Raw genomic sequence first — 25,910 nt, 5'->3', positions numbered from 1 at the left:
CATTTTTGAGGTGAGTGATATGGAACAAACATGGCGTTGGTATGGCCCTAATGACCCGGTTTCTTTGAGTGATATACGTCAAGCAGGGGCTACGGGCATCGTGACAGCACTGCATCATATTCCGAATGGTCAGGTGTGGAGTATTGAAGAAATTCAAAAGCGTAAAGCAGAAATTGAAGCGGCGGGCCTTGTTTGGTCTGTCGTGGAAAGTATTCCTGTTCATGAAGAAATCAAAACACACAGTGGCGATTATGAGCAGCATATTGCGAACTACCAACAATCGATTCGTCATTTGGCCGCCTGTGGCATTGATACCGTGTGTTATAACTTTATGCCCGTGCTTGATTGGACTCGCACAGATTTAGAATATGAATTACCAGACGGTTCAAAAGCATTACGTTTTGACCAAATTGCATTTGCCGCATTTGAGCTGTATTTGCTACAGCGCGAGGGGGCAGAACAAGATTACAGTCAAGAGGAAATCGCTCAAGCGAAAGCCTATTATGAAGCGATGAGCCAAGCCGATATTAATAAACTGGTTGGAAATATTATTGCGGGCTTACCTGGGGCGGAAGAAGGCTATACTCTTGAACAATTTAAAGCCCATTTGAAAACATATGCGGGTATTGACAAGGCGAAGCTACGTGAAAATATGGCGTACTTCTTAAAGGCGATTATCCCCGTCGCTGAAGAAGTGGGTGTGAAAATGGCTATTCACCCGGATGATCCACCACGTCCAATTTTAGGGTTACCGCGGATTGTTTCTACCATTGAAGATATGCAATGGCTGAAAGATACAGTGGATAGTATTCACAATGGTTTTACCATGTGTACCGGTTCTTACGGTGTAAGAAGTGATAACGATTTAGTTAAAATGATTGAGCAATTTGGTGATCGTATTCATTTCACTCATTTGCGTTCAACCTGTCGGGAAGATAATCCGAAAACCTTCCATGAGGCCGCTCACCTAGGGGGGGATGTGGATATGTTTGCCGTCGTGAAAGCGATTTTAACAGAAGAAAATCGTCGCCAAAAAGCAGGTAACATGCGTCGTATTCCAATGCGTCCTGACCACGGTCATCAAATGTTGGATGATCTGAAAAAGAAAACCAATCCAGGTTATTCTGCGATTGGACGTTTGAAGGGATTGGCAGAGGTACGTGGTGTTGAATTAGCGATTAAACGCGTGTTTTTCCCCGATTTAAAATAATTGCATTTGCTAGGAAGGTTGGGCAGGCTAGCCCAACCTCTTTAGTAACAATTAAATTATCCCTTCTTCCTGCAACACATTATGAAAATGCTGCACTTCTTCAGGGGTTGCTTGAATACGCTGCATCGGGAAATCAAGTACATAAGGAATATTCTGCTGGGCACTGGCCACCGCGAGCACATAAGTTTTACCATTTGATTCTAAAACGATAGGTGCACTTGTTTTCTTGCCTGAATAACCTGTCGATATTTGTTTCCCATTCAATTCACGCTGATAAGTGGCAATGATTTGTCGATTGGCATTAATGACCTTGGCAGGGATAGCCATCAGTTGCAAAGGCTGGCTCCCGACAGATAATAACTCTTTTCTTATTTTGCTGATGCGTATTTGGGCACGAATAAAAAAGAAGATACAAAAAATAAATAAGCCAATTAATGCAATAGTGGTAACAAAGCGAAGCATGACATTATCGACAGCAACATCTACGGTTAGCTTTGACGGATCTGTCGCATCCATGAGTGGCATGACTGCAATGTCTCCACCGTTCAATCCTACGAAAGTGAAGTCATGGGAGACGACATTGTGTTTATAACGCAACTCAACTTTACAGTTGGTGATCACCAATAAGTTCGTTTTGCAGGAGCCATCAATATCCGCATCAACGGGAACGGCATTCTGGCCAATTTTATAGTCATAAGCGATGTTAGGTAGCTGATACGCACTGAATGCGGTTAATACGACTAGGAACACAATCAAAAATAGCGAACGAATCATGCCGCCATCGCCTGATAGTGGTGTTAATTTTAGTGATCGTTGTGGGAAGGCGTTTAAAACTTTATCTGAAAGTTGAAGATTATTTTGCACAGGTAAAATATCCATTTATGTTAATTTTTAGAGAATTATAAAGATTTGCTGAATAATAATAATGAGATAATTACCAAAAAACACATCAGGTTTACCTGAAAACGTTTTAGTATAGATGGTCTTTATTTGACGCTATCTTAATGTACAGCCTACTCAGTACTGATAAAAGGAACCGAATGATGAGTGGTGAAAATCTTCAGCATGAAAATTTAAACAATAAAAAAGTCATTATTGTGCATGGTTATACGGCATCGCCTGAGAAAAATTGGTTTCCTTGGTTAAAAGCACAGCTTGAGCAGTGTGGGGCTAGCGTATTCGTTCCTGCTATGCCTGATCCACAAGCGCCTGATCCCCAACGATGGTTGCAGTTTTTACTGGATGCAAATATTAAATTGGACACAAATACGGTGTTGATCGGTCATAGTCTTGGTTGTGTTAGCGTATTACGTTTCCTCGCGGAGCAGCGACAGCGGGTAGGTGGTTATATCTTCGTTTCTGGTTTTACTGATGAGCAAAAAACATTGCCTGAATTGAAACCTCATACTGAGTTTATATTCGATTACCCTTATTTGAAATCATTAGCTGACTATCGCGTTTCTGTGATCTCAAATAATGATCAGATTGTTTCCCCGCAGTCATCGAGAACATTAGCGGATAATTTAGAAACAGAGGTTATTACGGTGGAAAATGCAGGACACTTTCTCGATAGGGAAGGGTTTTGTGAGTTTCCACTGATATTGGCACTGTTAAAAAATTGGCGTTGCTAGCGATGCCCAACCAGTAAGACGGCGGGAGTTGAACCCCCGTCTTTTTGGACAAACAGTTAGCCTACTCTCTTCTCAATTGAGCCGGAAGCTAAGTTCCCTTTGTGGAAGCTGGCTTGCCTTGGTGAAATGCGTGCAACCGCTTCAGCAGAACAAGAAGCATCCACGAGGACAAAGCTGGCATCGTCGCCTGCAACTGGCCACACTTGCTTGCCTTTGTTATCCAATGGCAATGTATTCCCCGTCGCGATTGCGAGTGAACGTGATAGAGCATGTTCATCTGGGCGCGTGTAAAGTTGAGCGTATAAATTGGCTTTTTCTAACATGTCGCCTAGGCCAAAAGGAGACCAATGGTCAATAACGCTATCGGTTCCAGACATCACAAATACACCGTGTTCATTCAGTATTTTCAATGGCATATGTAATGTACCGATAGGAACCGTAGTGGCGATGCTAATCTGTTGCTCAGCAAGGCGCTGCGCTGTGGTGTTGGCTTGCTCTGGTGTCAACGTTGTGAGAGCAAAGGCATGGCTGATAGTGACTTTACCGCGTAAACTGCGGTTTTTATCCACAGTATCAATCATATAATTAATGGCTGCTAAGCCCGCAGGGCTGGTTTCATGAAGATGAATATCAACGCCTTTATTGTAATCCAATGCAATTTGGAACAGGGTATCGAGTGATTTTTCCATCGCACCATCGACGTGAGTTGGATCGAGTCCACCAACATAATGTGCCCCCGCTTGCATTGCTTCACGCATTAAAGGTTCTGATTTGGATAATAGCAAGCCATGTTGTGGGAAAGCGACGATTTCACAGGTTAGGTCCTGCTGATGTTTATCAAGAACCTGTATGAGAGCCTCAAGATTTTTAAGCCCTGAAACGGGTTCGATATTACAATGGCTACGCGCGATAGTTGATCCCTTAGATTGGATCAAGCTGATCAGCGCGTGAGCACGCTCTTGTGTGTAAGGTTGTAACTCAGGGAGTAATTTTTGCTCCAGTGCAATCATATCCAGTATGGTTTTGCCTTCACGTGATTCAGGAGCCTGCCAAGGACCACCATAAAAAGTTTTATCAAGGTGAATATGCATATCGCGAAAAGCGGGGAGCATAAGCTTATTATTCGCACTGTATGCGGCTAATTGGCTATTCTGATGTTGTGTATTTGGCAGGATAGCCACGATTTTACCTTGCTTGATCTCGAGCGTGTGTAACGCTGTTTTCGTGCCGACGACAGTATTATCACGATAGTTAAACCCTGTCTCAAGTAACACATTATCAAGATAATAGTGGCTATCTGTAATCTTTGACGTCGTGCTTGATGGGACTGAATCGGTTTCAGCGATAGCAATACCTGACATCGCACCAAATAGCGTGCAAGTCGCAGCCAGTTTTGCACTCGTAGAAAGGAACTCTCTTCTGTTGGATTGCATAGAAACTCCTTAATTAGGCAGTTTTCAGGTTGCTGAACGTCGCAACCTGAAATGGTGTGAAGTTAGCCTTGAATAATATGAGTACCTGTTTCGCCGCGTAAGGCTTGCGGCAATTTTTCAGGTGAGGTAATAATCACTCGCTTGCCACCGTTGGCGAGAAACGACAGGCTAGCTTCTATTTTCGGTAGCATACTTCCAGCGGGGAAATGCCCTTCACGCATATAGCGTTGCATCGCGGTTGTCGTGGTTTCTCCAAGTTCCTTTTGTTCTGGTGTTCCAAAGTAAATACAGACTTTTTCAACCCCTGTTGTGATGATCAAAATATCGGCTTGTAACTCTTTTGCGAGTAGCGTTGTGGATAAATCTTTATCGATAACGGCATCGACACTTTGAAAGCCTCCATGGCCATTTTTGACCACAGGGATCCCACCACCACCAGCGGCAATAACAACATAGTCATTTTCAGTTAATGTACGGATAGCCGCGGATTCGACGACACTTTTGGGCTCGGGTGATGCGACTACACGGCGGTATCCACGTCCTGAGTCTTCAACAAAATGCCAATCAGGGTTTGCTTGTTGCAATTTCTCGGCCTGTTCAGCGCTGAAAAATGCCCCTATAGGCTTGGTTGGCGATTGAAAATTGGGATCATTTTTATCGACTTCAACTTGAGTGACTACAGTGACCGCTTGACGATTATGGCGCGTCACCAATGCGTTAGTCAGTGCTTGTTGGATTAAATAACCAATTCCCCCTTGGGTATCGGCGACACAATTGGCTAATGGTGTCAAAGGTAGCCCTTCAACGGTATGTGCGATTTCAGCGCGGCGTAAATCCAATCCGACTTGTGGCCCATTTCCATGAGTTAAAACGATATTATAGTTTCCTTCAAGCATGTCACAGATATGGGTAGCCACTTCTTGTACGGCTTTTTCTTGAGAATCAATCGACTGGCTGTTGTTATCTTTGATAATACTGTTGCCCCCGATGGCAACAACCACGAGTTCTTTCATTGTTATTGTATCCTGATACAGAGTGTTAGAGTCGGTGTGCTAGGCACACCGACAATCGGAGGTTAGTGGCATCACACTGATTTACTGATTTTTTCAGCTTTTTCAGGTTGTTGCTCTTCTGTTGTTTTGCCTTTATCCAAAAAGTATTTCATGACAAATAAGCCCGCCATCATGAGGTAAGCGTATACAAACATCAAGGCTGAGCCTTGTGCTATTCCTACCATTGGCGAATGAATGATTCCGAAGAATACGAGTAGTGCGCCGACGGCAGCAGCAATTGCACCACGTAGTGGTTGATTAAGAATGGCGAAGATAGCAATACAGCCCCACAGCATACTGGCTAGCGGTGCACCATTGCCGAGGTGTACGAGACCTTGGTAATACACCCCTTTGCTCAACAATACATCGGTTCCGATCTGCGCCGCTGAAGTCCCTGCTGCTCCCATCATGCTATTCATCATGGTCAGTGCCCAGTTGGCAATCCAAGGGAATAAACAAATAAAGATAACGGGGACTTCAATCTTGGGTGTTTCTCGCACCACTTGGTTCGCCGTAACAACCCCGATAAATACCAGAATAGGTACGATCGCTGTCATTGGAATAATGGCTAACATGAAAGCCCCCAAACCAAATAACGGAACGATGAACATAGTGATCCCAGAAGCTAACGTATAGCCAATACTGGCTCCCATGGCTTTCCAACCCGCATGACCTACGTACACCGTCACGGGGAATGGGTTCCCCATAAAGCAACCTACAGTTGATGATAAACCATTGGCTAGCATGACCTTACGTGTATTGTATTCATCACCAGCAGCGTGGGCACTCTCAATATTTTCGAGGTCAAAGATATAGTTTGCTAAGCCTAATGGAACCGCGGAAGCTAAGTAAGGCAGCGCGTGCGGTAGACCTTGTAAAAAGCTATCAATATGGATGCCTGGTGGGTTAAATCCAAATGACTCGACGGAGGATTTAATCGCAGCAGGGCTTTGTAATCCTGAAATCCATGCCAATACGGTACCTGCGATCAGAAGCAATAAGCCTGTCGGTATACGGGCAAAGATCGGTTTTTTACCAAACCAGTTGATAAAGATGAGCAGTAAAACGATAAATGAGACGGTCGGGGCTTCAAATGCTTGTAGCATTGGGTTCATGGCCAGTAACAGCAAACCTAGCCCAGATAAACAGGAAAGCAAGACAGTGCGAGGGATCATTTTACGGATCGTTTCACCGAGGAATGAGCCACCAACAAGGATCATTGATTCCACAAAACACCAAACCAGTGCAATCTGAATGGCAAACTCCGCATTTTGCGTAGTTTGATAGACTGGCATGATGACTAAAAAGGTGACGGTAAAAATAGAGGGTGCACTTGGGCCAGACGGTAGTGCGGTAACATCGTCGCGCCCAGTTTGTTTGGCAAGTTGCTGGCCAAAATAAGCATAGCTGACACTCGCAAGTAAGACGGCAAAACCAAAAGCGGGTGCAATACGTCCATAAACAATATCTTTTGGGATACCGACGACAAAGATCAGTAGCCCCATCATTGTGAGCAGATTAGTTAAGTTATTGGTCATTAGCCCGAAGTAGGCCGCCCAGTCACCACGTTTCCACTTTAGTTTCGTTACACTCATGGAATGTATCCTTCAAAGAAGAGACTGCGGGGGCAGTCATAATTAAAAACCCTATTTGCTCTGGTGAATCACAACTCATTAGTCTGGATTGCCCAACCGAAGTTGGGCTTATTATCTGTGTGACTAGGCGTATTTTTCGGCGTAAGACAACATCGCTTTTTCAAAGCAATCAAACGGAGGGTGAACAATACCCGCCCCAATCATACCGATACCTGCATCTTTATGGGCAATTGCGGTATTGATGACCGGAAGGATACCGCTGGCGGCAACCTTAGTGATATCAATGGCAGTAGGAATACCCATAAAGCCAAGCAGAGGAATCGTCACATTTGGGTTTTCACCTAAAGTGATTTCACGCATCTGCCTTGAAAAATCAATAGCTTCTTCAACGGTACCTCCGACGAGAGCAACAATGGCAGGCGCTGTTGCCATGGCGAAGCCACCAATACCATAAGTCTCAGTAATTGCGGAGTCTCCAATATCGAGGCCAGAGTCTTCAGGTTTATAACCTGCAAACATAGGACCAATCACTTGTTGCGATGGACCCGTAAACCATTGGCCCGGTAGCCCACTGATACGTAAACCGAACTCATAACCGTTACGTGCCATGGTCGTGACGACGGTGCTGTATTCGATACCATGTGCCGCATCCATTGCCGCTTTACACATCGCCATCCAAGTTGGGCCTGAGAAATAATCACTACTTGCCACAAAATCAAATACTTCTTTTTGTTGAGCAACAGAAAAATCAGTTTGGATGATATACGGTGTTAATGCTTGGATGAGCAGTGTGGTGCCTGCATTATTACGGTTATGACATTCATCCCCCATATGCAGGGCTTGCGCTAACATTAAGCGCAGGTCTATTTCACCAGCGAGCTTCATCGCGTCACGTAGCATTGGACCTAAAACATCACGCATCCAGTTCAAGCGGTCGATAACACTTTGGTCATTGGCCCCCATCCGCAAAATTTTTGCCATTTGCTCACTAAGGTTAGTGAAAGCGCGATTACCATACGTTTTGTTTTCAACAATGTGCATAAACATGGAGGCAGAGGTCACTCCCGCCATGGAGCCTACACAGTCGTGTTCGTGACAAGGGGAGAAAATGATCTCACCAGAAGCGGCAACACGTTCAGCATCCGCTAAATCTTTCGCTAGACCTTCAAATACTAATGCGCCTGTCACCGCGCCTTTCATCGCACCGCACATGTCTTTCCACTCAACAGGAGGACCTGCGTGTAAAATAGTATTCTTGGTCATTCCTGGTACAACATTAATGGCTTGATCATAGCCGACCAACATCGGTTGTGATTGAATGATACGTTCCAAGGCTTGCGCGTTAGCCGCTGCAATCTTTTCTTGTAATGCGGCGTTACTTTCAATTTTGTCTAATGCACGGATGACGGCAACGTTACCTTGCCCAGGCGGTGTCCAATTCAAATGTGTTACGGGAACATGTTGTTTTTTCAGGTCATCGCTAAACATTTCAATGCCCACATTAATCACATTTAATGGTTGTTTAAATAATGAAGTCATTATGCTTTCTCCCCTTTCCAGACAAATTCACGCGCTAACAAACCGGTGTTGGTGCTACTACTCGCCCAAATGACACCTGCATCAGTGAGCATTTTCACCTGTGCATCCATTGATGGTGTATCTTGATCAGTGCCTAAAACATACCCGAGGATCACCAGTTCACGGTTATCTTGTTTCGCAATCTCTTTTGCTGCTTTGATAGCATCAATCATTACCCCAACAGGGTCTGCATGAGAGCCGTAACCCAGAACAAAGTCCATGACGATAACACCGACTTCAGGGTCGCGCGCTTCTTGCAGTAAACGCTCTATGCGGTTGGTTGGGTCGATCATTGGGTGAGGTTTGCCATTGGTAAAATCATCATCACCAAAGTCAAGGAAAGTATGGGCAACACTTTTGTTGAGATCTTTTAAGCGGTAATCAGGGTTCGGTTGAATATTACTGTAGACATCATCATATTTTTCGAGTGCAGCAAACATGGCTTCATCACATAACGTACCGCCACAAAAAAGGCCGCGAATATATTTTTGTGTGGGTGATAGTTTTGCTCTCACTTCTTCAATTAGAGGCCAATTCAACGAATGCAAATCCAACTCTTCTTCTTTGACGCCAGTGAGAAGCACCGCTTTTAGTGCCGCCTCTTTAGTTCCTTTTGCGAAGCTTAAACCGGGTTTATCTTCTGGCGTGGGTTGATTACCGAGAAAACAAACGACAACCGGTTTGTGGCATTTTTCTGCTTGAGTTAAGACTTTTTTGGCAACGGCCGCCGCTGGTGGTTTAGAAACTAAGACGATTACTTGAGTTTCATCATCCTCATCCAGCATTTTCAGCGCATCAATCATCATGATCCCGCCGATCTTTTCACTGAGATCACGACCACCCGTTCCGATCAGTTGTGAAATCCCAGCGCCAAATTCATGAATACGGACACTGAGCTCTTGGCTGCCTGTTCCGGATGCACCGATAATACCGATACTACCGCGACGAACGCTATTGCCAAAGCATAGTGCTGCACCATTGATGATTGCAGTACCGCAATCCGGACCCATCATCAATAGGCCTTTACTGCTAGCGAGTTGTTTTAACGCGAATTCATCATCGATTGAGACATTATCAGAGAACAGCATGACGTTAAGATCATTTTCAAGTGCGATGCGTGCTTCACGAGCAGCAAATTGACCATTAACAGAAATGACCGCTAGGTTGCTGTCTGGGATGTGGCTATGTGCGGAATGAATCGTGGCATATTTAGCTTCATGTTGTGAGCCACCTTGGTTTTTCTTATTGAACAGCTCTTCAATCGCGATGAGTGTTGCTTCATTTGCTTCATCACTCGTGCCTTTAATGACAATCATCAAGTCGCCGTTTTTGGCTGCTTCCAATTCAGCGGATAATAACCCTAGGTTTTTCAGTACACCTTTATTCATTTCTGTTGCCATGGCCACAAATGCCTGCTCAACGTTGTCGAGTTGGTTAGCTTTTGTGGAAATAGACATCAATGATACAGAATCAAAATAGGTATTCTTTTTGATGACAACTTTAGTCGACATACTTTTCTCCAAAATAATGGGTAAGGTACAAAGCATCACGAATGCCAAATAACATGTCGCTACCCGAACTAGACCCGATATCTAAAATCTTTTGATACTGCGGATAAATATTTCTCTCATCTGCTGTTACTAACATCTGAATAAGTTGCAGCAAGTTTTCTCTATATTCGCGATTGAGCGCCTTTTCTAAGGTGATGGCACCAATTTTAGTGGTGGCATCTTTGGCACGGCGGATACCTTGTTCAAAAAAAGGGTGTAGGTGCTGTGCTGGGTGATGCTTGAGTAATAAAAACGCCATTAATCCAACTAAATAGTCATCCCCTGAAGGAGTAAGACCAATCCCGAGCCCAACAAATTGTTGGATAATAACAGGCAAGTTTTGATGCTCTGCTTTCTTTAATGAATCGATTAATTCGTTACGTAATAAATTTAATTTGTTAGCGAGACTAGAATAAAATAAATTACACCCATGATAACTCAATAAAGCGTGACCACTTTTATTCAATAGTTTATCTATTTCATTAATATTAAAATTTAAAAATGTAAAATAGTCGTCGCTATTTATTTTCTCTGGAATAAAACTAATATTATTAGGCTGCCATTGATGACATAAAGAGAATGACAGAAAGTAATGGTCGCCAAAATAAATTTTTTTATCCGATAAATAAACGTTTTCTCCTTCTTTGATATTTAATTGAGAAAGATCACTATTCAATAATCGACAACTGTTAGGGGCATTATCTAATTCGGCGCTCAGTAAGGTAAAAAGTGAATGATTAATCGAAATATTGATCGCCTTACGGAAAACCTGTTCTATGTGGCCTGATAATGAAGGCTGATTTAACAGATTGAAAAATGTTATATCAGCCGAGAGTCCATGCAGTTGTTGTCGTTGAGTCTTGATGTTATTCACAAGCCTCCTTGTAATGCACTATGCACCGGCTGCTATCAATAATTCAGCAATTTCGTGATAGCCTTTTTCGCGCGCTAACTCTAATGGTTTTTTACCGTATTTGTCGGTCATATGCGGGTTGGCACCGTGCTCTAGCAACATTTTGACAATCTGCTGCTGTTTTTCACCGCCATCATTCAGCACGATCGCTTCCAGTAGTGGTGTCCAACCGACAAAGTTTGTGTGGTTAACATTAATATCTGTTTTTTCGAGTAATTCTCGCACAATGTCGACATGGCCTTTTTCGCTTGCAGGCGTGATGCCCACACCACCAAAGCGAGTCAATAAATCAAGGTTTGGCTTAGCGGGGAGTACGATGCGTAGTAATGTTAAATCATTATTTAAGCAACTTAATAAAAAAGGATTAAAACATGTTTGGTCTTGTTTATTAATATCTGCACCTGCATTAATCAGGAAAGTCACACACTCATAATGTTTATTGAGACTTGCATTCACAATAGCAGTACGGCCTTGGCGGTTGGTTGTATTGATATCAACGCCCTTTTTCAGGCAGTTTTTTAATAAATCTAGGTTGCCTTGTTCTGCTGCGGATAAAAACTCTTGCTCTAATGTCATGTTTTTCCCCTTATTAAATTATTTGATTTCAGCATCAAATAACGAAATAGATAAAGACAATATTTAAATGTGACCCAAGTAAATGAAGCGTTATGGGCATATTTATGATGAATTAAGCATAGCAAGCAGGTGAGATAAATAGAATCCATTTAAAATTAATTCATCAATAGCTACTTTTATTGTTGATTTTAAATCAACAATAACGATTTTTTGTGCGTGATAGCATGATTTTTTGTCGCTTTTGCCGTGTTTTTGGATAAAAAATAAGCAATATAATGAAATTTTGTTTGCTAATGAGAAGGGGAAAAAAGGATTTGATCAATTTTGTGATATAACTCAAATTAAAAGTTTTTAAACTGTTAACAATGTAAAAGAGTTGATCGAGATCAGCGAGATTGTTAATAGAATTTTTTATTATTCATTTCAATAAGATTAGCTATTTTGGTTATAAATAGTTGGTTTCGTATTACATCGGTTTTTGCCAAAAAAGCAAAAATTTTTTATCGCTCGGTATGTATGCCGATTTCTGTTAACCTTGAAAAAATGCTTGATAAATAACCTAAAATTACGGGTTATTAAATATAATTCACATATATTCGTCATACTTCAAGTTACGTTATTGTTGCGGATGCTCACACACACCAGTTATCAACCGTAAGCTATCCATCTTTTGTTGCTTAACTGTAATGCGAAGTATTTTGATTATAACTTTTTATTTTGATTGATTTTAAGCCTATTTTGGACACCAGTATGAACTCTATATTTACCGAAGAAAACTTACTGACTTACACGACAGCAGCTAAATATGCGAGCTTTAGTAAAGCAGCAGAAGAGTTAGGAATAACCACCTCCGCCGTCAGTTATACGATAAAACGTATCGAAACCTATTTAGATGTTGTGTTGTTTATCCGAGATACGCGTAATATTGAGTTAACCGAAGCAGGCTATTATTTTTACCGTAAAGCAACTGATTTATTGAATAACTTTCATCTTATTAAGAAGAGTATTTATTCCATTGAACAGGGGATTGAAGCCCGTGTACGGATCTGTATTAATCAGCTGCTGTATACGCCTTATCATACGGCGAAGCTGCTGCAAATCCTTAAAAAACAGTTTCCAACTTGCCAAATTACAGTCACGACTGAGGTGTATAACGGCGTATGGGATGCCATTATTAACAATTTGTCGGATATTGCGATTGGCGCACCAGGCACACTAATGGATGGTGGGGGAATTGATTACACTGAAATTGGGGCTATCCACTGGCAATTTGCGATCTCTGCGACTCATCCATTAGCATTGATGCCTGAACCTATCGCAGAAAGTCAGCTACGTTTATATCCAAATATTATGGTTGAAGATACCGCACTCACTATCAATAAACGGGTTGGTTGGCTACTGCATGGTCAAGAGGCTATTCAGGTACCCGATTTTAATACGAAATGCCAGTGTCAGATATTAGGGGAAGGGATTGGTTTTTTGCCTGATTATATGGTTAAAGAACACGTTAAAAATGGCCTATTGGTTATCAAACAGATTCAAAATCCAAGACAAGATTCGCATATGTTACTCGCGACCCAACACTCTGCAACAGGATTAGTGACACAATGGATCCGTAAAGAATTCACGGCCAATGGTATCTTGGCCAAGCTATACAGTGATCTGCTTAAACCCATTAGCCACTAAGTCCGTTATGCGGTACTAGAATTTATTCCGTCGCAACGAGTAGCGCTTTATAAATCGCATCAGGGATCACGCTACCATGCGTTTTGTCTGGGTAGAGAGAAAACTGACAATGGCGCCCGTGGTTTGCAATTTCAGTGCACAATTGGCGTGCAGTAATCCAACTAGAACGGGATTGATAATGTTTAATCTGCTCTTCACTAAGGCGTGATAAATCAGGCTTCTCCTCTAAACCCCCCAAGGTAATAAATAAAGGCGCTGCATTGTGTTCTTGGGTCAGTTTATCCCTATTTATCATTTCACCTTTTCCCCACCATAATGAGGGGCTGGCTGACACAAAGGATTGAAACGCTGTCGGGTGATTTTGATAAGCCATCAAAGTAAATAGTCCACCGAAGGAGTGACCAAATAGCGTTTGTCTTTGTTTATCAAAAGTGAAGTTTTGCTCAGCCCAAGGACGAATTTGTTGATCGAGGAACTGATACAGTTCATCGGCGCCTCCGCCGTGTGTAAACGCATCACCGGAAACGCGGGGAGTATAATCGTAGTCGCGTAATTTCTTGGGAAAAGCCTCATCGGTTGGGTAACCGATACCAATAATAATAGGCAATTTATCCGCTGGGAGTGTTTGGATTGCGCGATTCACAGCTAACGGAAATAATCCATTACCATCAAGCATATACAAAATAGGCCTTGTTGTTCCAGCGGAATGAGGAACTGCGCTAAAAATTCGATAGCGACGCTTTTCGTTAGCCGAATTTTCGTTGGTCATGTCATGATGCTGAACAGCATAAAACTGACTCACTTGCTCATCTAACTCGGGGATCTTTTGCGATGGACGAGCAGCAGCGGGTGTTATTAAGCTGATTGAGAGTAATAAACTCGAAATAATTAATTTATTTAGCATAGTTTGTGAAAACAACATTGATGAAAGCGGATACCGAGCAAGGATATTCTTTAATTGATTGTCTTTTTGGCTCTTCGCCAACTCGCACTCAAATGACGGAGAAAACTTGCTAGATATCCACCTAAAATAGTTAAAATAAATTAAAAACTCACATTGACGTTGGCCCAATAACGGCGTCCATCTTCAACATCCCAGTTGCCACTATTTGTGTCAATCTTAGGACCTTTTTCATTAGCGATATTCAATACGGCTAAATTGAGCTTGGTATTTTTAAGTAACTGATAAGTCATGCCTACATCCATTGTAGTGTAGCCGCTACGGTAGCGCGGTGCCGTATAGCCATTACGCTGTGCCGCCCAGATTTGCTTACCTTCATAATGTGCACGAGTGTATAGATTCAAGTCTTCACTATATTGCCAATCGAGTTTGGCATTAGCGGTGTGTTTTGGTGTCTTATCCAATGGATAGCCTTTCAAAGATATGCCATTGCTTAGCTTTTCATCATCACTTTTACGCTCTGAATCAACATAAGTGTAGTTTAAGCTAAGTTTCCAATCTTCTGCTAGAGGAATACCTGTCGCGACTTCGACACCTTTGATATTGGCTTTACCTACGTTGTCATAAGTGTAGAGTTTTAGACCTGTAATTGGATCCGGTTCACCTGTGTAGTAACTGGTGAGTTTATTTTTAAAATCAGTATTAAAGAGCGTAAGGCTCGCATTGAAACCTGACTCGTGGTCATAGGCAATGCTGATCTCTTCACTCAGGCTTTTTTCTGGTTTCAGGTCTTTATTACCATAAATAATTCCTTCCCCTTTTTCGGTTGATGTTCCATAGTTTGGGCTCACTTCACGTAGTGTTGGGGCACGGAAGGCTTGTGATACGCCACCTTTAATGGTGATTTCGTCAGTGAGATAATAGATAGCATAACCACGAGGATTCCAGTGGTTACCATAAAATTCATGATGGTCTAATCGTAACCCGCCAGTCAGGATAAGGTTTTCTGTTGCCGTAAACTCATCTTCAATAAAGAAGGCATACTGGTCAGCACTGAGCGTCGTATCTTCCGTTGTTTTTTTTCCTGTTGCCGAAGTGTCTTTTAATTTAGCATGTTGGAATTGTCCACCGACAGTCATGATATTATCAGGAAGGAAAGCGACCACTTTTCCATCGACAACAGTATTGGTGATTTCAGGCACACGAGCTTCATAGACAAAATGGTAATCACCCGCGCTATCTTTGACTTCTGACTTGGTATGGCGTTTAGTTTGTTCTTGGTAAACACTTAATTCGGTGTTAACGAGATCCCAATCCCCTTTATAGGTTAAAGCAAAGTGATTTCGGTTATTGTGGAGCTCTGTTTTAGTATTTTTCTGTTTTGACTCACCACGCATTGTATATTCGGCAAGTGATTTACCCGGTGTCGAGTCACGTTCTTGGGTGGTTCTACCCGCCTCAAGCAAAAAGGTTTGGTTATCCAGAGGAGTAAACGTTAGTTTGGCGGTGAGACTACGATTATCACGTTTGTTATGGCCGTCGGTAATCTTGTCTTCTTGACGATAGTCACCACCTCCGTACAGTTGTAAGCCTAATTTATCTTTGACCAGCGGCCCTGATAGGTAAAAATTGCCATCAGTCGAATCGCCGCTTTCGCTGTTTTCTTGCAAAATACCACCAATGGCGACATTACCATGCCACTCATTAGTGACTTTTTTGGTAATGATATTGATAACGCCACCCATTGCATCTGAGCCATATAGAGAGGACATCGGACCTCGAATCACTTCAATGCGTTCAATCGCTTCCACTGGTGGCATAAAACCGGCTTCAAAACCACCACTACCATTTGGGCGTGATTCACGGCTATTTTGGCGGCGTCCATCTACCAGTATTAAAGTATATTCGCCGGGTAAACCACGAATATTGATATCTTGCTTATTGGCACTACCGACAATACTGACACCTTCCACATCTTTAACTGCATCAGCTAAGTCGCGTACCGGTTTGTTCTGAAGTTGTTCTTTTGAGATAACCGTAATACTTGCAGGGGCATCGCGTAACTGTTGTGAGTAACCAGATGCAGAAACAATCATTTTATCTGAGTCTTCTTGAGCGAGCGCATTAAAAGATGAGATGGCGGCAATAACCGCGGCTGCTAGACGTGTGTAGTGGCAGTGAATAGACATAAAATCCCCTAGTAAAATACAAATGCAAATGAGAGTAATAATCATAAACTATACAGATGTTACCACTGAAATAGACAAGAAATAAATATGAGATTGGCGGATTCTATAAAATTAAAAGTTTATTAACAGGTATGAAGTAAAATGATAAATAAAGAGTAACCTCAGTGTTATTGAGTATTTACACAATGGTGAATAGGTTAATGATAATAGAATTAAAAGAGTGATTTTATTTATAAATAAAAATAATAAATTTCAATTGGTTATTTATAAGGATCTCAAATTAACGCTAACGTAAAATACCAAAATAAACTCAATTGACATTATTAATTTGCTCACTTAATGTCAGAGATAAACATGATGTTGTGAATATGGATAACCTTTAATGATGTCGACGTCCGCGCCAAATTCGCCAATACCACTGCTTCGAATTTCTATCTCCATGTTTTTTTCTTATATGACCATCGGTTTGCCTTTAACGGTTATTCCGCTTTTCGTTCATCAAGAACTCGGATTTAACGATGTCTGGGTAGGGATTGTGGTCGGTGTGCAGTTTTTAGCAACGGTGTTGACAAGAGGCTATGCAGGGCGTCTAGCCGATCAAAAAGGTGCGAAAAGAACGACTCTCCAAGGTATGAGTGCCTGTGGCATATCGGGGGTATTTTGCCTGCTAGCCATATTGTTGCCAGTTTCGTCAATCTACCAACTACTCTTACTCATTATTGGACGTTTGGTGCTAGGTCTAGGTGAAAGTCAGCTTTTAACAGGTAACTTAACTTGGGGAATGAGGCTTGCAGGTGCAGAAAATGCTGGAAAAGTCATGTCTTGGAACGGAATGGCTATTTATGGTTCATTAGCGGTTGGCGCGCCATTAGGGCTTATCATTTATCAGCAATATGGATTCATGGCAGTGGGGGTGATAGTCATGCTGTTACCTTGTATCTCTTGGCTAATTAATGGGTCTGTTCGTTCTGTTACGCCTTTACAGGGGAACTTACTTCCTTTCTGGTCTGTCATTCGTAAGATCTGGAAAATGGGAATGATATTAGCGCTAAAAGGCATTGGTTTTGCGGCGATTGGTACATTTATTTCGCTTTATTTTGTGTCAGAGCAGTGGGGCAACGCCGGCCTTGCGATGAGTGCATTTGGCTGTGCTTTTGTGTTGGTGCGCGTATTTTGGGGAGGATTACCGGATAGAGTCAATGGTTATCGCATTGCGCTAATTTCGTTATTAATTGAGTTTATTGGTCTGATAACATTGTGGTTAGCTCCCGTATACGGCATCGCGTTATTCGGTGCGGCATTAACAGGTGCTGGCTGCTCCTTGATTTATCCCGCGGTGGGCACGGAAGTGGTTAAAGCTGTTGCACCACAAATGCGAGGTACCGCATTAGGGGGGTATTCTGCATTCCAAGATATTGCTTACGGTGTGACTGGACCACTTGCAGGAATGGTAGTCGCTACGTTGGGTTATAGAGGTATCTATTTAATTGCGGCAATGGGCGTTTTGATTGCCTTAATGATGACGTTATCAGCGTTACGCCATATTCATCGGATAAGAGAGTGAATTTTGGCTGATGAGGAAACATGATGAAATAGGCAAAACCAAACCACATCCATCATAAAAGGGTGTAATATGGTGAATGTATTGCGTAGCCAAAAGGCTACGCAATCAACAAGGATGACTTATTTTTTAGCGTTTTTAACTTGCTCAACAAAATTAGCCTTAGTCTCTTTTTTACAAGCCTCAATCACGAGAGGTGTTAGGGTTTGAATACCATCAACATCTAGCACGGCATCTTCGACTTTATCTTTTTTCGTTAATAACTCACCAAAGCCGACAGCGGTTGGATAAAAGTTATCATCGATCGCTAAAAACTCTTCACATGTCCATTCGTTTAGGGGCTTAGTATCGTTTTTCTTCTCTTCAGCCATGGCCGAAAGGCTCGTTAATGAAGCAGCAATAATACCGACAATAAAATATTTTTTCATAATTTCACCTTAATAATTAACGATCATTGAATGAGTTTTTCATAAAAGGTTCTAATCTGGATATAAATGCTTATCTCCATTTCCTAATCATCATAGATGATGAAAAATAAAAAACAAAGAGCGCAAAATGACGGTATTTATATGATTATTTAAATTCTATCAATAGTGATTTATTATTTGAAAATAAGACTAAAAGTAGTCATTTAATGATAATTAAATAAAAAGATAATTAAGTTTTATTTAATTAAAAGCGTTTTTACTTTTATTAAAACTATTTATAGGTATACTTTTTTTATCGACAAAAAATAAAATGTAATCTTGTTATCGATTATTGACGGGGACCTATTTCGGCACCGTCATTTCAACACCAGAAGGAAGACAGTTGTTCGCCTAGATCGGCTTGCGGTTATCGATTTAGGTTCGGGAGTTTCCTGTAATACAACATCCATTGCCTATGTTGGCAAAGCGGAGAAACCTTTCTATGTCTTTAACGAGTAAAACATCTTGTGTCATTACAATTTCGGATGTTCCCACAACCAAACGAATTTTAGTTATTGATGTTGGTGGTACACATGTCAAACTGTATACCGCCCCTAACACCCCTGCTATTGAATTTGTTTCTGGTCACACTATGACGCCAGAGCAATTTATTCATGATGTCAACCAATGCATTGATACGCGTTTATTTGATGGCGTCAGCATTGGCTTTCCATCCCCTATCTCTGGTAATCGTATTCTCAAAGAACCCGTTAATTTAGGACGTGGTTGGGTTGATTTTAATTTAGTGAATGCATTCCCGTGCCCTATTCGTCTGATTAACGATGCTGCCATGCAAGCTGTTGGTAGCTATGAAGGTGGCAGCATGTTGTTTTTAGGATTAGGTACTGGGTTAGGCAGTGCATTAGTGGCTAATCAGCAGCTACAGCCAATGGAAATTGCCCATTTACCCTATCGAGAACATGACTACGAATATTATGTGAGCGAACACTATCGTGAATCGGTTGGGGATGAGACATGGCGGCAGAGTGTGCTAACGATAGTGGATTTATTTTATCAAGCCTTTATGCCGGATTACATTGTGATCGGTGGGGGTAATGTGCATCAGTTTGCTGAACTACCTGAGCATGTACGGCGTGGCGATAACGACAAAGCTTTTCTTGGTGGAATCAGAATTTGGGGGAATAACCTATGAGTCAATCATCTGTAAATCAACTGCAATTAGGTTTTATTGGGCTTGGCAGAATGGGGGCCGCGATGGTGCGTCGCATCCAACAAGCCGGTATTTCGTGTGTTGTTTATGATCAAAATGCAGCGATTCGTCAGCAATTACCCGACAGCGTTGTTTTTAACCACTCACTTGAGGAATTGGTGAAAAACATGCAGGCACCCCGACATATTTGGCTTATGTTGCCCGCAGCGGTTGTCGACACGGTCATTGCTCAGTTAAAACCGTTACTCGAAAAAGGTGACACACTGATTGACGGTGGAAACTCCCATTTTACTGAAGATATTCGTCGTGCTAATGCATTGAAAGCCGACGGCATTCACTATATGGATGTTGGTGTCAGTGGCGGTGTATGGGGAGAAGAACGTGGTTATTGCCAGATGATTGGTGGGCCAAAAGCGCATTATGAATATTTAGAACCGGTTTTTCGTGCATTAGCGCCTGGCGTCGATGCCGCACCACGTACTGAAGGTCACCAAGGCGAACCGTCACCAGCAGAACAAGGCTACCTACATTGTGGCCCGAGTGGTGCCGGTCACTTTGTTAAGATGGTGCACAATGGTATTGAATATGGTTTGATGGCGGCTTATGCGGAAGGACTGAATATCCTTAAGCATGCAGATCAAGGGCTTAATCCTGTTGCTGCGGATGCGGAAACTGCGCCACTGGAACACCCTGAATATTATCAATATCAATTACCTGTTGGCGAGATCAGTGAATTATGGCGCCGCGGTAGTGTGGTTGGATCTTGGCTACTTGATCTGATCGCGCAAGAGATGCACCAATCCCCTGACTTGGAGAATTATGCAGGACGAGTTTCTGATTCGGGAGAAGGCCGTTGGACATCAACCGCAGCTATCGATTTAGGGGTTCCTGCTCCAGTCCTGACAAGCGCTCTGTATTCACGTTTTGCTTCTCGTGATAATGATTTATTTGCAGATCGCGTTCAGTCGGCAATGCGTCATGCTTTTGGAGGACATAAAGAAAAAGCAGCAGAGCAGGGGGGAGATCAATGAGTCGTCTTTCATTGGTAATATTGGGGGCAAGTGGTGATCTGACCAAACGTTTATTAATGCCGTCATTATTTCGCTTGCATAGATTAGGCCTGATCCCTGAACTCAATATTATTGGTTACTCAATTGATAAATGGGATCGCGAAGCTTTTTTACAGCATATTCATAACGCTCTGGCTGAATTTATTGCCGATTTTAATGAAGCAGAATGGACATCATTCAGTGAGCACTTAGATTTTGTCAGTGGTTCACTTGAAGCATCGGCTTTGCAAGCGCTAGAAAGCAAATTGACACCATCGGCGCTGTTTTATCTTGCATTGCCTCCTACCTTATTTGGGCAAGCAGCACAGGCGATAGGTGAGGCAGGATTGTCCAAAGAGAGTCCCGATAACTGGCGTCGTATCTTAATTGAAAAACCCTTTGGCACAGATCTCGAATCAGCAAAAGCATTGCGTGAACAAGTTCATGCTTATTGGGATGAATCACAGGTCTATCGCATAGACCATTTCTTGGGAAAAGAAGCGACACAAAACTTAATGATCTTCCGCTTTGCAAATCGTGTCCTTGCCCCTGTTTGGAATGCAGAACATATTGAGCAGGTACAAATTACCTATGCCGAAACCCTTGGTGTAGAGAACCGTGCGGTTTATTACGATCATTCAGGGGCAATGCGTGACATGCTGCAAAACCATCTTATGCAGCTACTGACCCTGACTGCAATCGAACCGTTAGGCCGCTGGGATGGTGAAATTCTACGTGACCATAAGGTTGAAGTACTCAAGTCCGTTAGGCCTACGGATGATATGGAGGCGAACGATTGGGCGGTTCGAGGACAATATTGTGCTGGGCAAGTGAACGGTGAAACGGCAACAGACTACTGCAATGAACCGGGTATACCTGTCGACACTAATACTGAAACTTTTGCCGCATTACGAATTGAAATTGATAACTGGCGCTGGAAAGGGGTGCCTTTTTATTTGCGTAGCGGTAAACGCCTTGCGAATAATTACGCTGAAATTGCGGTGCAATTTAAAGCGCCAGCAGGCGCATTACCGGAAAATGTTCAGGTTGATAATAATTGGCTGGTGTTCAGATTAGCTCCGACGATGGGGATGGATATGCATATGACGGCGAAATTACCGGGTATGCATCTAAATACACATGGCATTACCCTCAGTGCACCCTATACACAGCCTGGACAATATGAGGTGTCCGCCTATGAGCAGCTTTTAATCGATGCGCTCCATGGTGAACGCGCGCATTTCTTGCGTTTTGATGAGGTTGAGTGGGCGTGGCGGATTATCGATCCTGCATTAAAAGCATGGCAGAAAGGTATGCCTGATTTGTATAAAGCGGGAACTCAAGGGCCGGATACGCAATCACGAATTATGCGTACAGGGCATCAATGGCGTTCACTCTTTGAACAGGAGAGTCGCGAATGATAGCACAGCAAGCACCGGGGGCACCCGGTAGCACCGCAACTTGGACGAGTAGTGCAAAAGATATGGTAGGCACTGCGATAGGACAAGGGCGTGTGTGGTTTACTGTCGGGTATGGGATTTTAAATGAAGTCTACTGGCCTTCTTGTAGTACTCCGCAAATTCGAGATTTAGGGTTTATTATTGCTGGGGATGATTTTTGGTCAGAAGTTAAGCGAGTTCATCAATATAGCTTAACCACGCCATCATCTGCTTTACCTATTCCGAAAATCGTACATCAACATGAACGTTATCGTCTTGAGCTGGAAATTATCACTGACCCAGCCCGAGATGTATTGCTGATTCATTATCACCTTGAAGGTGAGGGACTGCGGCTATACCCACTCTTAGCACCACATCTTGGAGGGGATGGCGACAATAATTATGCTTCAGTGACTCCTGCGGGTTTGGCGGCTCAGAAGAATGGACAATACCTTATTTTGTCTGCTGAAAGTGGTTTTGCTCGTGGCAGTGTGGGTTATGTGGGAAGTTCTGACGGCTGGCAAGATTTTAGCCAAAACGGTGGAATGCATTGGGAATATCAACAGGCAGGTCCTGGTAATATCGCAATGTTGGGGGAGTTGAATCGTAATTCAGGAGTACTCGCATTAGCTTTTTCAGATAGTGCACAAGGAGCTATAACTCTGGCAAATAGCTCTCTTGCCGCAGGTTATCAGGAAGCAAAGCGCCAGTACGCTTATTTATGGGCTGAATGGAATGAAACGGTCAATTTTCCTGAACTCGATAAATTACCGAAAAAGTTATCCGATGCTGTGCGCACCTCAGTTGTAGTATTAAAGACGCACGAAGGTAGAACCTTTCCCGGCTCACTGGTGGCGAGTTTAAGTACACCATGGGGGGATACCCATAAAGACCCTGGGGGTTATCACCTTGTTTGGCCGAGAGATTCGGTTGAAGTCGGCTTTGCGATGCTAGCTTGTGGGTTGATTACGGAAGTGCGAGCTTTACTGGCTTATTTGATAGCCATTCAGCAGCCTGATGGGCATTGGATGCAGAACAATTTTACTGATGGTCGCCCTTATTGGCAGGGGATTCAACTGGATGAAGTCGCACTACCGGTACTATTTGCCGCAAAATTACATGAGCAAGGCTTACTTGGCGAAATGCGTGGGGCAGCGGTGCATATGGCACGTAAGGCACTCGCTTTTATCGCACAATATGGACCTGCTAGCCCACAAGATCGTTGGGAAGAGAACTCAGGAATTAACCCTTTCACATTATCAGTCTCGATTGCTGCATTGGTGGCTGGAGCGAAAGCGGGTTTCCTTGAGGAAGGTGATAAGCAATACGCTATTGATTTGGCTGATGATTGGAATGAGCGATTAGAATCTTGGGTCTATGTCTCTAATACGGAACTTGACCATGAGTTGGGTATTTCAGGACACTATATCCGTTTAAATCCGAATTGCCATTCAGCCCGCTTTGGCGATGTGATGCTACGTAACCGTAATAATGAAACAATTAACACGCGTGCGTTATTGGGGATGGAATATCTCTATTTAGTGCGTTTAGGGCTACGTAAAGCGTCAGATAAACGTATTCAAGATACCACCAAACTGGTGGATAAACAGTTATGTGTGAACTTGCCGGCAGGTCCATATTATTATCGTTATAACGAAGATGGTTATGGTGAACATGAGGATGGACGCGCATTTGATGGAAGTGGTGTAGGTCGCCTATGGCCATTACTCAGTGGTGAACGAGGCCACTATGCCGCGGCCTGTAAACAAGATATTCAACCTTATTTAAATGCGATCTTAGCCTCGGCCAGTACTGGCGGTATGTTGCCTGAACAAATCTGGGATAAAGAAAGTATTCCAGAAAGAGGGTTATTAACGGGCAGGCCGAGTGGTAGTGCGATGCCACTGATTTGGGCACATGCGGAATTAATCAAACTAATTTACGTGCAAAAAACGGGTGTGCCTATTGAACAGTTGCACTCGGTGAGTGAGCATTATGGTCAAAAATCGCTAGCGCCACGGGCACGTCATTGGCGTGATAATTTGTCTTGCGGGGCCGTGCCCGCAGATCGTGAGCTATGGATTGAAGCGCAAGAGCCATTTGTTCTGCATTATGGTTATGATCATTGGCAAAATATTAAAGAGCAAAGCAGCCAGCCACTTGGTTTAGGGCTATATGGTGTTGCATTAGATGTCAGCGCATTAGCAGGAAAAACGATCCAGTTTACACGTAGATTTGATGCCAAGGGCTGGGAAGGCCGTGACTGGAGTATTGATATCGAAGCATAAATAATCGTTTATGCATTCAATCTTTCAAGCGGGCATTTAATCATGCCCGCTTTCTTTAATATAAATTAAATCAGCAAATTGATTGTAAACAGCAACGCATGATTGAATGGCGAGATGCAGGGGAATGACAGGGTAGTGAGAATTTAAAGCCGCATCGCGGCTTTAAACCTCATTGAACACTCATTGGGTTAGCAGTCTGCGATACACTTCTAAATATGTTTCAGCCGACTTTTGCCAACTCACATCCCGAGCCATTGAGTTTCGTTGTACTTGCTGCCATTGTGCTGGGGAATCCCATAAAGCAAGTGCACGATCAACGGCGGCCTTGAGGTCAGAGGCATGGCTTTCATTAAACACAAAACCAGTTGCTTCTCCGCGCTTGATAGCTTCTAAGGAACAATCTGTCACGGTATCAGCAAGGCCTCCGGTATTACGTACTAGGGGGAGAGTGCCATAACGTAATGCATAGAGCTGAGTCAGGCCACAAGGTTCAAAACGACTTGGCACCATTAATACATCTGTACCTGCAATGATTTGGTGGGATAGCGGCTCATCATAGCCAATGATGGTGCGGATCTGATCAGGATATTGCGATTGTGCATGACGATAGGCATTCTCAAGATCATGATCGCCGTTACCCAGTAAAATAAACTGACTCCCTGAATTCAGTAGATCCGGTAAAATATCAAGGATCAGATCTAACCCTTTTTGGCGAGTCATACGGCTGACAACAGCAAAAAGAGGCTTGTCAGTCTGTTGCGCAAGACCGAGAGACTTCTGTAAAGCAAGCTTATTTTTCACCTTATTTTTTAAATTGTGTGCACTGTATTTTTGCGCAATGAATGTATCACTTGAAGGTGACCATACTTCCGTATCGATGCCATTGAGAATGCCGCTGAGACGTTGTTCATGATTGAGTCGATTTAGCAATCCATCTAGGCCATAAGCATAATGTGGATTTAAAATTTCTTTGGCGTAGGTTGGGCTAACGGCATTGGTATGGTTGGCATAAAATAGACCTGCTTTCATAAAGGAGAGCTGACCAAAAAACTCCATTCCTTCAACATTATAAAACTCAGGGGGTAACCAAAGCTCATGGATATGATGCGGGGAAAATAGCCCTTGGTAAGCAATATTATGTATTGTAAACATACAACGAGCAGGGTATCCGTACGCGGCGAGATAGGCACAAGCAAGGGCGGCATGCCAATCATGTGCATGGACAATTTCTGCTTGCCATAGGGGATCACAGCCTCTCGCAAGTTCTGCTGCAACAAAGCCTAATAGACCAAATCGACGGTAATTATCTTGATATGCATTATTATAACCATCGTGATAAGGGCTGCCTTCGCGCTGATAAAGATGCGGCGATTCAATAATATACAGTGGCGTGCCTTGGTATTGACTATAAAATAAGGTGATTTCACCAGCAAATGTATTGAGTGTGGTGACTTTCTGTTTGTCGGATACTTGATTGATGATGGCAGGAAAGCCCGGAACTAACACCCTTGCATCTGCACCATACTGTCGCTGAGCTGGCGGAAGTGCGGCCACAACATCAGCCAACCCACCTGTTTTTAATAAAGGGAAAAACTCGGCACAAACATGTAATACTTTCATT

General features: G+C 42.9%; 20 protein-coding genes. 8 read left to right on the top strand and 12 right to left on the bottom strand.

Annotated elements, in window-relative coordinates; all coding sequences use genetic code 11:
- The first annotated feature begins 19 nt into the window (after nucleotides 1–19).
- Complete coding sequence (gene uxuA, locus O7C57_RS19365; protein WP_154623681.1) at nucleotides 20–1,210, top strand: mannonate dehydratase; 1,191 nt, start codon at nucleotides 20–22, stop codon at nucleotides 1,208–1,210.
- Nucleotides 1,211–1,261: 51 nt separating this feature from the next.
- Here uxuA and O7C57_RS19360 read toward each other — a convergent pair whose 3' ends face one another.
- Nucleotides 1,262–2,074 carry a hypothetical protein gene (locus O7C57_RS19360; protein ID WP_244316462.1) on the bottom strand — a complete coding sequence of 271 codons (813 nt, stop codon included), beginning with the start codon at nucleotides 2,072–2,074 and terminating at the stop codon, nucleotides 1,262–1,264.
- Nucleotides 2,075–2,253: 179 nt separating this feature from the next.
- Here O7C57_RS19360 and O7C57_RS19355 point away from each other — a divergent pair, with 179 nt between their 5' ends.
- Nucleotides 2,254–2,841: an RBBP9/YdeN family alpha/beta hydrolase gene (locus O7C57_RS19355; RefSeq protein ID WP_154623686.1), complete on the top strand. Its 588-nt coding sequence runs from the start codon at nucleotides 2,254–2,256 to the stop codon at nucleotides 2,839–2,841.
- Between the two features lie 56 nt (nucleotides 2,842–2,897).
- On the opposite strand, the gene O7C57_RS19350 is transcribed toward O7C57_RS19355, so the two are convergent.
- The 7 genes from O7C57_RS19350 to O7C57_RS19320 all read right to left on the bottom strand — a co-directional run bounded on the left by O7C57_RS19350 (nucleotide 2,898) and on the right by O7C57_RS19320 (nucleotide 11,538).
- Complete coding sequence (locus O7C57_RS19350) at nucleotides 2,898–4,274, bottom strand: amidohydrolase family protein (RefSeq protein WP_196713909.1); 1,377 nt, start codon at nucleotides 4,272–4,274, stop codon at nucleotides 2,898–2,900.
- Between the two features lie 62 nt (nucleotides 4,275–4,336).
- Entirely contained in the window at nucleotides 4,337–5,287 is a 951-nt protein-coding gene (locus tag O7C57_RS19345) for a carbamate kinase family protein (RefSeq protein WP_154623678.1), read from the bottom strand.
- 71 nt (nucleotides 5,288–5,358) lie between these two features.
- On the bottom strand, nucleotides 5,359–6,921 hold the full coding sequence (locus O7C57_RS19340) for a xanthine permease (RefSeq protein ID WP_154623677.1): 1,563 nt from the start codon (nucleotides 6,919–6,921) through the stop codon (nucleotides 5,359–5,361).
- Nucleotides 6,922–7,044: 123 nt separating this feature from the next.
- On the bottom strand, nucleotides 7,045–8,460 hold the full coding sequence (locus O7C57_RS19335) for a DUF1116 domain-containing protein (RefSeq protein WP_154623676.1): 1,416 nt from the start codon (nucleotides 8,458–8,460) through the stop codon (nucleotides 7,045–7,047).
- On the bottom strand, nucleotides 8,460–10,010 hold the full coding sequence (gene fdrA / locus O7C57_RS19330) for an acyl-CoA synthetase FdrA (protein WP_163860502.1): 1,551 nt from the start codon (nucleotides 10,008–10,010) through the stop codon (nucleotides 8,460–8,462). The genes O7C57_RS19335 and fdrA overlap by 1 nt, the downstream gene beginning before the upstream one ends.
- The gene (locus O7C57_RS19325) at nucleotides 10,000–10,923 is read right to left on the bottom strand and encodes a DUF2877 domain-containing protein (protein ID WP_196713908.1); all 924 of its coding nucleotides are present in this window, start codon (nucleotides 10,921–10,923) and stop codon (nucleotides 10,000–10,002) included. Before O7C57_RS19325 ends, fdrA begins: the two co-directional genes overlap by 11 nt.
- Before the next feature lie 18 nt (nucleotides 10,924–10,941).
- Nucleotides 10,942–11,538 (bottom strand): ankyrin repeat domain-containing protein, encoded by a 597-nt coding sequence (locus O7C57_RS19320; RefSeq protein WP_154621901.1) that lies wholly within the window; start codon nucleotides 11,536–11,538, stop codon nucleotides 10,942–10,944.
- A 750-nt stretch (nucleotides 11,539–12,288) separates the two neighbouring features.
- Between O7C57_RS19320 and O7C57_RS19315 the strand changes: the two genes are divergently transcribed.
- Nucleotides 12,289–13,224, top strand: coding sequence for a LysR substrate-binding domain-containing protein (locus O7C57_RS19315; protein WP_154622185.1), 936 nt, complete (start codon nucleotides 12,289–12,291; stop codon nucleotides 13,222–13,224).
- A 22-nt stretch (nucleotides 13,225–13,246) separates the two neighbouring features.
- Here O7C57_RS19315 and O7C57_RS19310 read toward each other — a convergent pair whose 3' ends face one another.
- Complete coding sequence (locus O7C57_RS19310) at nucleotides 13,247–14,209, bottom strand: alpha/beta hydrolase (protein WP_231131840.1); 963 nt, start codon at nucleotides 14,207–14,209, stop codon at nucleotides 13,247–13,249.
- A 59-nt stretch (nucleotides 14,210–14,268) separates the two neighbouring features.
- Nucleotides 14,269–16,314, bottom strand: coding sequence for a TonB-dependent receptor domain-containing protein (locus tag O7C57_RS19305; RefSeq protein ID WP_269723457.1), 2,046 nt, complete (start codon nucleotides 16,312–16,314; stop codon nucleotides 14,269–14,271).
- 385 nt (nucleotides 16,315–16,699) lie between these two features.
- Here O7C57_RS19305 and O7C57_RS19300 point away from each other — a divergent pair, with 385 nt between their 5' ends.
- Nucleotides 16,700–17,878: an MFS transporter gene (locus tag O7C57_RS19300; RefSeq protein ID WP_196713954.1), complete on the top strand. Its 1,179-nt coding sequence runs from the start codon at nucleotides 16,700–16,702 to the stop codon at nucleotides 17,876–17,878.
- 119 nt (nucleotides 17,879–17,997) lie between these two features.
- Here the strand turns inward: O7C57_RS19300 and hdeA are convergent, their stop codons facing one another.
- A complete protein-coding gene (hdeA, locus tag O7C57_RS19295) occupies nucleotides 17,998–18,303 on the bottom strand; it encodes an acid-activated periplasmic chaperone HdeA (protein ID WP_154623420.1) in 306 nt (101 codons plus the stop codon).
- A 481-nt stretch (nucleotides 18,304–18,784) separates the two neighbouring features.
- Here hdeA and O7C57_RS19290 point away from each other — a divergent pair, with 481 nt between their 5' ends.
- The 4 genes from O7C57_RS19290 to O7C57_RS19275 are packed head-to-tail and all read left to right on the top strand — an operon-like array spanning nucleotide 18,785 to nucleotide 24,289.
- A complete protein-coding gene (locus tag O7C57_RS19290; protein WP_154622635.1) occupies nucleotides 18,785–19,495 on the top strand; it encodes an ROK family protein in 711 nt (236 codons plus the stop codon).
- Nucleotides 19,492–20,544 (top strand): phosphogluconate dehydrogenase (NAD(+)-dependent, decarboxylating), encoded by a 1,053-nt coding sequence (gene gnd, locus O7C57_RS19285; RefSeq protein WP_154622636.1) that lies wholly within the window; start codon nucleotides 19,492–19,494, stop codon nucleotides 20,542–20,544. Before O7C57_RS19290 ends, gnd begins: the two co-directional genes overlap by 4 nt.
- Complete coding sequence (gene zwf, locus O7C57_RS19280; RefSeq protein WP_154622637.1) at nucleotides 20,541–21,983, top strand: glucose-6-phosphate dehydrogenase; 1,443 nt, start codon at nucleotides 20,541–20,543, stop codon at nucleotides 21,981–21,983. Before gnd ends, zwf begins: the two co-directional genes overlap by 4 nt.
- The gene (locus O7C57_RS19275) at nucleotides 21,980–24,289 is read left to right on the top strand and encodes a glycoside hydrolase family 15 protein (protein WP_154622638.1); all 2,310 of its coding nucleotides are present in this window, start codon (nucleotides 21,980–21,982) and stop codon (nucleotides 24,287–24,289) included. Before zwf ends, O7C57_RS19275 begins: the two co-directional genes overlap by 4 nt.
- Nucleotides 24,290–24,469: 180 nt before the next feature.
- Here O7C57_RS19275 and glgA read toward each other — a convergent pair whose 3' ends face one another.
- Nucleotides 24,470–25,909 (bottom strand): glycogen synthase GlgA, encoded by a 1,440-nt coding sequence (gene glgA, locus O7C57_RS19270; RefSeq protein ID WP_269723456.1) that lies wholly within the window; start codon nucleotides 25,907–25,909, stop codon nucleotides 24,470–24,472.
- Between the last annotated feature and the right edge of the window lies 1 nt (nucleotide 25,910).

The organism is Providencia sp. 21OH12SH02B-Prov (genome assembly GCF_027362595.1).
Classification (GTDB): Bacteria; Pseudomonadota; Gammaproteobacteria; order Enterobacterales; family Enterobacteriaceae; genus Providencia; species Providencia zhejiangensis.
The sequence above is the reverse complement of the archived record's forward strand: the minus strand, read 5'-3'. Positions and strand labels throughout refer to the sequence as shown.